Below are 3,779 nucleotides of genomic sequence, written 5' to 3'. Positions count from 1 at the left end.
CGCGTTCCCGCAGCTCAGACGAGTACTTCCTCGGGGGTGCCATAACCCCTCACCCTTCCAGGTATCAGAGCCTCCACCCAACCCGGGGTGGTCCACGGGGCATCTCTGCCCTGACTGTGGACGTACCTATCGGCCCGATGGACGGGCGCCGGCCACGCCATGCGGCTGGCACCGGTCGGAGGTCGCGGGGAGATCGCGAGATCACCACCCCTGCCCCGCGCGTGGACATGCCTAAAGACCCGGCGGACGGGCATCCACCGCACCATAAGGCCGACGCCGGACAGGGGACCGCGCCGAGATCGAGACATCGCCGCCCCTGGCCTGCGTGTGGACGTGCCCGTAGGCCCCGTGAACAGGGCGCCCGCCACGCCATGCGGCTAGCAACGCGCAGGGGGCCGCAGGACGGATCGGAGCATCTCTACCCTGACTGTGGGCGTACCTATCGGCCCGGTGAACGGGCGCCCGCCACGCCATGCGGCTGGCACCGGTCGGAGGCAGCCGACCAGCCATACCACCGTGCGCTCCACAACCCAGCGGTAACGGTCCAGCCGGGCCGAGGATTCGATGCCACGGCGGGCGATGCGTGGCGTGATGCCCCCTGCCACGCAGCCAGTGCCGCAGAGCGGCATAGTCGTGGCCCTTGTCGCCGTGCAGCTTGCCCGGTCGGCGACGACGTGGGCCGCGTCGTGAGCGGATGGGCGGGGATGCCCCGCACCAGTGGCTCCAGGCCCAGGCTGTCGTGGCTGTTGGCCGCCGAGATCCCGACAGGCAGCGGCAGTCCGGCCCGGTCGACCAGCAGATGGATCTTCGCCCCAGGTTTCCCGCGGTCGACAGAATCCGGGCCCGCGCTGGGCATCGGCCGTCCGTCTGAGCCCGCCATTATGGACGCGATCTGTATGTGGACCGAACCGGCATCCCCTGGCGCTACCTGCCGCACGGCTTCCCGCCCTGGCAGACCGTGTACGCCTACTTCGCCCACTGAGAGAACGACGGGGTGTTCACCCAGCTCACCGGGCTACTGCGCCTGCGAGCAGGAGGGGCGTCGGGCCCAACCGAGCGCCTGCATCATCGACTCTCAGAGCGTCAAGACCTCCGTCGATGTGCCGCGCGCTGGCCAGGGCACCGATGACGGAAGAAGATCGTGGGCCGCAAGCGCAACATCATCACCGACTCACTCGGGCTGCTGCCGACGGTACCGTCACCGCGGCCAGCATGTCCGACAGCACCGCCGGGCGGCAGTTGCTCATCAACCTCGCCGCGCAGCATCTGACCATCATCAAGGCCCGGTCCGACACCGGCTACCGCACCCAGGTCATCGACCACGCAGCTACCTGGGCATCGACCTGGAACTCACCCGACGCGACCCCGCGACCAGGGGATTTGTTCCGCCACCGCGACGCTGGGTGGTCGAGCGGACGTTCGGACGGTTCATGGTCCACCGCCGCCTGGCCCACAATTACGAGACCCTGCCCGCACGCTCCGAAGCCATGATCCACGTCGCGATGATCGACCTGATGAGCCGCCGGCTCACCCGGGAGTCCACTGTCACTTGGCGGAGTCCACTGTCACTTGGCGAGGCACTTGACTCACCAGGCACAGGACGAAACTCCCTCTAAAGCCCGGTGGACGGGCGTCCGCCGGGCCTGAGGCTGGCGCCGGGTTGTGGCTGCTCGTGGGCGATCAGGCTGCGAGGTGGTGATCGCTCCAGGGGGTGTCGCTGTCACCTGGGTCGGGTGATCGTCCCGTGGGCCATCTGCCGCGTTGGGATCGTGCGATCCCAACCGGTGGCAACGCCCGGTAGACGTACAACCCGTGTTGATCTTTGGTGATCTTCATCTGTGCCGGGTGGGTGTGCTTCCACCGGTTGTGCCAGCCGCAGCACAGCGCGAGCTTGTCGATGTCGGTCGGGCTGTTTCCCAGCGCCCACCCATCGACGTGGTCGACTTCGCAGAGGAAGCCGGGGACTTCGCAGCCGTGGACGGCGCAGGTGTCGTATTGGGTTTCCAGGACGCGGCGTTGGCCTGGGCTGGCGATGCGGGTGGTGTGCCCCAGGTAGAGCGGCACGTTCCCCGGCCCCAGGAGCAGGGGTGAGATTCCGGCGGTGAGCGCCAGGCGCCGCACCTGCTCGGCCGGGATGGGGGTGCCGTCCCGTAGCCAACCGGGCGCGTCCTCGCCCATCAGCGTTTCGAGGTTGGCGATGACGGTGACCCGGGTGTCCTTATGGCCCTGCGACAACACCGTGGTCAACGCGGCTGCCGTCCGTTCACCCAGGTCTCGTCGGTCGTCGCTGCCTGCTGGTTTGGCCAGGTGGCCGAGGGTGCCGTCCAGGATCGCGGCGTCTTCGGGATTGAGCCACCCGTTCACATACGACCCACCATCCAACGACCGGCTCAACGTCAACCACGACCGCTCGTAACCGCGCTTGACGTCCTCGGGCGCCTTCTCGGTGCCGTTCTGCTCAGCCACCAGATCGTGGATCTTGCGGCCCAACCGCGCCACCTTGCCCGCCGACAGCCCATCGTTGGCGGCGTTCAACAGAATGTCCTCGGCCGCCGCGCAGTCTTCGTCGTTCAACCGTTGGACGGCGTCGGCGACGGTGGCGGCATAGCCGAGCGACAGGTCACCGCTGGCCAGGTCCTTACTCACCCGCCCCAGACGCGGCAACTGCCGGGCCAGGGTGATGCGCTCCTTGGCGCGGCCTTCCCGCATGCCAAGGCGGCAGCGCAGCCACGCCTGGGTGGACGGCAGCCCCCAGTTTTTCATTTCACCGGTGCGATCCACTACTGCGATCATCGCGGCCAATGCGAATTCACCCTGGTCGAACGCGCGCGCCAGGCCTTCGGCCAGCTCCATGCAGGCGGCACCGGAGTCGGGTGCGGGCCTCTGAGTGAGTTGGGTGGCGATCGCGGCTACCGCTTCCACCAATTCCGTGGTGGAGGCGGTCTCTAGATCCGCGACGATCGAATGCATGTCTTGATTATATCGAGGGTCACGGATTGCAATTATCTGATTACGGACATATCGATTGGCCGCAGGTGGCCAACAATTCACCGGGGTGCAAACAGGTCGCGGCGGGCGGCACCGTTGGGTGGTTGATCGTCCACCGGTCGGCGGGCGGCCCTGGACGGGTGAGTCGGAGTCCAAGCCGGGTTGCTGCTGGTGGATGGCTGAGCGGAGCCGGACTGACCCACCGCGCACAAGCCTCCGCCCCTCCGAGCGTTGCTGTCACGTTGGTGCAGGCCCCAAAAACCCAAGGATGCGATTAGGCCGAGGCGGCGCTGCCGCCTGAGGTCGCGGCGAAACCCGCGCTTCGCGCGGCCCCAAAGTTCGAACATCAGCGATCAGCAACACCCGCACCATGACAGGAAAGCGAGACCGGCCACCTACTTTCTTGTCGCTGCCGCGTTTGAGCAGCAGACCGCACCCACCCCGCACTCGGGAGATAGGCGCTAGCCAAAGGGGAGACCGATGCCGCCAACCCCAAAGGGTTAATGATCTAACCGAAGATGTGTTGACCCGCAGCGAAGCATCAAACCCCCAACACCCCACCCACTTTCTTGTCGCTGCCGAGCTTGAGCAGCAGACCGCACCGACCCGCACCCGGGCAGACGAACGAGCCAAAGGGGTGACCGATGCCGCCGGGCGCGGCGCTCAGGGAACGCGGCGCTCAGGGAACGCGGCGCTCAGGGAACGCGGCGCCAGGGAGTGCAGTGCTCCGGGAACGCGGCACTCAGGAAGTGCGGCACTCAAAGGGTTCAGCGCTCAAAGGGTTCAGCACT

The 3,779-nt window shown here is 67.2% G+C and carries 3 protein-coding genes and 1 pseudogene; 2 read left to right on the top strand and 2 right to left on the bottom strand.

Annotated elements, in window-relative coordinates; genetic code table 11:
* Positions 1–500 precede the first annotated feature (500 nt).
* Positions 501–844, bottom strand: a pseudogene (locus tag ABZ810_RS30120) (transposase); the annotation flags it as partial.
* 54 nt (positions 845–898) lie between these two features.
* On the opposite strand from ABZ810_RS30120, the gene ABZ810_RS30115 reads away from it, so the two are divergent.
* Both ABZ810_RS30115 and ABZ810_RS30110 read left to right on the top strand, forming a co-directional pair.
* Positions 899–982 (top strand): transposase, encoded by an 84-nt coding sequence (locus ABZ810_RS30115; RefSeq protein ID WP_358409094.1) that lies wholly within the window; start codon positions 899–901, stop codon positions 980–982.
* A 230-nt stretch (positions 983–1,212) separates the two neighbouring features.
* On the top strand, positions 1,213–1,491 hold the full coding sequence (locus tag ABZ810_RS30110; RefSeq protein WP_358409077.1) for a hypothetical protein: 279 nt from the start codon (positions 1,213–1,215) through the stop codon (positions 1,489–1,491).
* A gap of 189 nt (positions 1,492–1,680) precedes the next feature.
* On the opposite strand, the gene ABZ810_RS30105 is transcribed toward ABZ810_RS30110, so the two are convergent.
* Positions 1,681–2,970 carry a DUF222 domain-containing protein gene (locus tag ABZ810_RS30105; RefSeq protein WP_358409075.1) on the bottom strand — a complete coding sequence of 430 codons (1,290 nt, stop codon included), beginning with the start codon at positions 2,968–2,970 and terminating at the stop codon, positions 1,681–1,683.
* Between the last annotated feature and the right edge of the window lie 809 nt (positions 2,971–3,779).

Origin of the sequence: Spirillospora sp. NPDC047279 (assembly GCF_040643285.1) — a bacterium.
Lineage (GTDB): Bacteria > Actinomycetota > Actinomycetes > Streptosporangiales > Streptosporangiaceae > Spirillospora.
This window is presented reverse-complemented; position numbering and strand designations above follow the sequence as displayed.